This window comes from Streptomyces huiliensis (assembly GCF_020037025.1).
Lineage (GTDB): Bacteria > Actinomycetota > Actinomycetes > Streptomycetales > Streptomycetaceae > Streptomyces > Streptomyces huiliensis.
This window is the reverse complement of the sequence record NZ_JAIQLH010000398.1, coordinates 1-3,417: the sequence shown is the minus strand read 5'-3', so window position 1 is coordinate 3,417 and position 3,417 is coordinate 1. Positions and strand designations below refer to the sequence as shown.

Genomic DNA, 3,417 nt, shown 5'->3' with positions numbered 1-3,417 from the left:
AGACAGGACTCAGCCGTGGAAGGCCGTGGTCGCCTCAAGTGGGGCCCGCTCGGTCCGCACGCGGTTCACCGGGGCCGTCTCGTCGGCGTACCCGAAGGAGACGCCGACGAGCAGCTTTCCTCCGGTGACGCCGAGTTCGGCGCGGACGGTGTCGGCATGGAAGCTCAGCAGTCCCTGCGGGCAGCTGTCCACGCCGTACGCGGTCATCGCCAGGAGCAGCGTCTGCAGGTAGGCGCCGACATCCGCGGCCAGCCGGGCCTCTCCGTCACCGTGGACGAAGAGGAAGGCGGCGTGCGGCGCGCCGTAGAAGCTCAGGCTTTCCGCGTCGTAGGCGGTACGAGCCGCGTGATCGTCCGGGCCGATGCCCAGTGCCCCGTACAGTGCGGCACCGAACGCCGCCCTGCGCTCCTTGTGCACGGGGGCGTACATCCCTTCGGAATACGGGAAGTCCACCGAGGTGCGCCGTTCGGCGTGGGCCTTCCGCAAGGCACCGGCCAGGCGCTGACGTACCGCGCCGCTCACCACCTCCACCTGCCACGGTTGCGCGTTGGAGTTGGACGGCGCGGTGCCGGCCAGCGAGAAGATCCTGCGCATCGTGTCCTCGGGGACGGGTTCCGGACGGAACGCGCGGGTCGCGTGCCGGCCGCGTATCAGCTTCTCCGCGTAGGTGCCGAGCTCGGTGGAAGTGGGCGTGCTCATGGGACTCCTTGGTGGCGAGAGGGATGGAGGTAAACGTCCGCGTTTACCTTCGGGGATCACCTTAACGCCGCACGGAGGTCCAAGTAAACGAGTGCGTATACTTACGTCATGGACACGACCGCGAGTAAGACGGCCACGACCTCCCCGCAGCGAGGGCGCGGCGGGCGGGAGCGCATCCTGGCCGCCGCCGCCCGGCTGTTCGCGATCCAGGGCATCGGCGCGACCGGCATGGAGCAGATCGCCGAGGAAGCGCCGGTGTCCAAGCGGACGCTCTACGCGCACTTCCGCACCAAGAACGACCTGGTCCTCGCCCACTTGCAGGGCCTCGCCGGGTCCGGAGCCACCTTGGAAGGCGTGCTGACGCGCGAGGACATCCCTCCGCGTGAACGGATCCGCAGGTTGTTCGACCAGCCGGTGACGGAAGGGGCGCCGGTGCGCGGGTGTCCGTTCATCGACGCCGCCGCGGAGTTCCCCGACCCGGAGAACGCGGTGCACTCCTACGCCCGGGAGCAGAAGCTGCGCATGGTGCGGCTGATCGTCGCGGTGCTGACGGAGCTGGGCTGCCGCGAGCCCCTCCCGCTCGCCGAGCAACTGGCCATCCTCGCGGACGGGGCGGCGAGCCGTGCCATGGTGCTGGACGACGCGGACCACGGCCGGCACGCGCGGGCGGCGGCGGACATCCTCCTCGATCAGGCCATGCCGGGACAGCCGGGACAGCCGGGAGAGGGTCAGGGGCGCGGGAAGGAGGGAGTGCCGGCGGGGACGCCCTGATGAGGGCCGCCCACGCCAGAAGTCTGACCAGTCCTCAGTCCGAGGCAGGCGGCAGTTCGCCCGAGCCGCGGGGGATCAGGCGCGTCGGGAGTTCGACGCGGCGGGGGGCCGCGGCGGAGCCGTCGAGGCGTTGGAAGAGGAGTTCGGCGGCGGTGCGGCCGAGGCGGGCGGGGTCCTGGGCGATGACGGTGACGGCAGGGGAGAGGAGGTCGGCCAGTTCGAGGTCGTCGAAGCCGACGAGCGCCACCGCCGTGGAGAGCCCGCGTTCGGACAGGACGCGGACGGCCGTCGCGGTCACCCGGTTGTTGCCGGCGAAGAGGGCGGTGACCGGGGACGGGCCGGACAGCATGCGCCGTACTTCGCCGCGTACGCGCTCCGGGGCCGTGGGGCCGAGCGAGATCCAGCCGTCGTGCACCGGCAGCGCGGCGGCGTCCATCGCGGCCCGGTAGCCGCGCAGCCGCTCGGTCGCGGTGTGGATGTGCGGCTGGTCGCCGACGAAGCCGATCCGGCGGTGGCCGTGGGCGATCAGGTGCGCCACGCCCTCGCGGGCGCCGCCCGCGTGGTCGGAGAGGACGGTGTCGGCGGATATCAGGCCGGGGGGACGGTCGACGAAGACCGTGGCCACGCCCGCCGCCAACTCCGGCTCCAGATAGCGGTGGTCGGCGCCGGCCGGGATGACGACGAGTCCGTCGACGCGGCGGGCGCAGAGGGCGAGGGCGAGTTCGCGCTCCCGCTCCGGGTCCTCGGCGCTGGAGCCGTTGATGAGCAGGGCGCCGTGGTGGCGGGCGACCTCCTCGACGGCGCGGCTGAGCGGGGCGTAGAACGGGTCCGCCAGATCCTCCAGGACCAGGCCGACGGACGAGGTACGGCCCTTGCGCAGCACGCGGGCGCTGTCGTTGCGGCGGAAGCCGAGGGCGGCGATGGCCTCCCGGACGCGGCGTTCGGTCTCGGCGGTCACGCCCGGCTCGCCGTTCACGACGCGGGACACCGTCTTCAGCCCCACGCCGGCGCGCGTCGCCACGTCCTTCATGGTCGGCCGGGTTCCGTAGCGCGGGTGCGGCCCTGGGCGTGGTTGTGGTTGCGGGCGCGGGCTGTGGGCGGTGTCGGGCACGTGGCGCGTCCTCCGTGGCCTCTTCGTGCAGTGGGTGCGTCGATCGAGCATAGGGCCTGGACAACGTTGTCAACAGTGGCGGAGACTGGCGGGAAAGCGACGGCCGGTCACCCGGGGCCGGCCGCGCCGCGAGCGGAGCAGGAGAGATCGTTCCCCATGCCGTCCCCCACGCACACCGAACCGGGCGCCCTCGTCGCCGCTCTCGACATCGGCGGCACCAAGATCGCGGGAGCGCTGGTCGACGCCGAGGGGCGGCTCCTCGTCCGCTCCCGGCGGCGCACCCCCGCCGAGGGCGACGCGGCGGTGGTGATGGGCGCGGTCGCGGAGGTGCTGGACGAACTCGCCGCCTCCGCCGCCCCCGCCGACTGGCGGCGGGTGCGTGCCGTGGGCATCGGCAGCGCCGGTCCCGTGGACGCCTCGCGCGGCACGGTCAGTCCCGTCAACGTGCCGGGCTGGCGCGGCTTTCCGCTGGTGGCGGAGGTCGGACGGCGGGTCGGCGGGCTGCCCGTCGTCCTCGTCGGCGACGGCGTCGCGATGACCGCCGCCGAGCACTGGCTCGGCGCGGCCCAGGGACGGGCCAACGCCCTGTGCATGGTGGTGTCCACGGGAGTGGGGGGCGGGCTGGTGCTCGGCGGGCGCCTCCATCCGGGGCCCACGGGAAACGCGGGCCACATCGGCCACATCAGCGTCGACCTGGACGGTGACCCCTGCCCCTGTGGCGCCCGGGGCTGCGTCGAACGCATCGCCAGCGGGCCCAACATCGCCCGCCGAGCCCGCGAGTCCGGCTGGCGGCCCGGCCCGGACGGCGACGCGGGCGCGTCGGGCGTCGCCGTGGC

4 protein-coding genes are annotated in these 3,417 nt (G+C 73.5%); 2 read left to right on the top strand and 2 right to left on the bottom strand.

Annotated elements, in window-relative coordinates; genetic code table 11:
* Window positions 1-9: 9 nt before the first annotated feature.
* Entirely contained in the window at window positions 10-699 is a 690-nt protein-coding gene (locus JNW98_RS34060; protein WP_223772159.1) for a nitroreductase, read from the bottom strand.
* Between the two features lie 108 nt (window positions 700-807).
* On the opposite strand from JNW98_RS34060, the gene JNW98_RS34055 reads away from it, so the two are divergent.
* Complete coding sequence (locus JNW98_RS34055; protein ID WP_223772158.1) at window positions 808-1,470, top strand: TetR/AcrR family transcriptional regulator; 663 nt, start codon at window positions 808-810, stop codon at window positions 1,468-1,470.
* Between the two features lie 34 nt (window positions 1,471-1,504).
* Here the strand turns inward: JNW98_RS34055 and JNW98_RS34050 are convergent, their stop codons facing one another.
* The gene (locus JNW98_RS34050; protein ID WP_223772157.1) at window positions 1,505-2,500 is read right to left on the bottom strand and encodes a LacI family DNA-binding transcriptional regulator; all 996 of its coding nucleotides are present in this window, start codon (window positions 2,498-2,500) and stop codon (window positions 1,505-1,507) included.
* Between the two features lie 237 nt (window positions 2,501-2,737).
* On the opposite strand from JNW98_RS34050, the gene JNW98_RS34045 reads away from it, so the two are divergent.
* On the top strand, window positions 2,738-3,417 hold a 680-nt coding region (locus tag JNW98_RS34045), incomplete at its 3' end, for an ROK family protein (RefSeq protein ID WP_223772156.1).